The sequence below is a fragment of the Acinetobacter sp. S40 genome (assembly GCF_016624705.1).
Lineage (GTDB): Bacteria > Pseudomonadota > Gammaproteobacteria > Pseudomonadales > Moraxellaceae > Acinetobacter.
Genome location: NZ_JACVTU010000040.1, coordinates 1 through 554 on the forward strand (window position 1 = coordinate 1; position 554 = coordinate 554).

The window sequence follows — 554 nt, forward strand, 5'->3', positions numbered from 1 at the left end:
ACAGTGGCTTTGGCGTAGTCCACATTTCGATTAGCAAAAAAATTCTTTTGATCGGTTAAAATGGAAATAGAGATGATGGAACCTGCCATATAATATTTAGCTGGATAGTTGTGGTAAGGATAGGCAATCACACCGAGTGGTGCAGTGGTTGGATTGTCGAAGGGATAAACCACTTTATAGGACGTCCCGACCACATAAGGGAATCGGGTATCCTTAAACGAGGGTGCATTAACTGAACCATACGCCGATTTTTGTAAGAATGGATTGAGCATCCAGAGTCGATGCCCTACATCTCCTGTAAACAGATTTAATTTGTCATGCACCATATTTATAATGCTTTCGGCAGGTGAATAGTCATATTTATTCTGTCTTATCCCCATTTCCAGACTACTGGTTCTTGCACCCGCTGCACCGATATCTGAATAACAGTCTGTGTTTAATTCTGGGTAATGCGTCAAGATGTTGTTTGCCGCTAGAATCAGTGCCGTCTGCATCATCTCATCTTCACGGGCATAGTCATATGTAATACTTGGCAACCCATGCAAGGCACGAAC

At 42.6% G+C, this 554-nt stretch carries 1 protein-coding gene; it reads right to left on the reverse strand.

Going from position 1 to position 554, the window contains the following annotated elements; all coding sequences use genetic code 11:
• Window positions 1-554 (reverse strand): CAP domain-containing protein (locus IAE19_RS16465; RefSeq protein WP_413784522.1); only part of this gene is annotated, 554 nt, incomplete at both ends.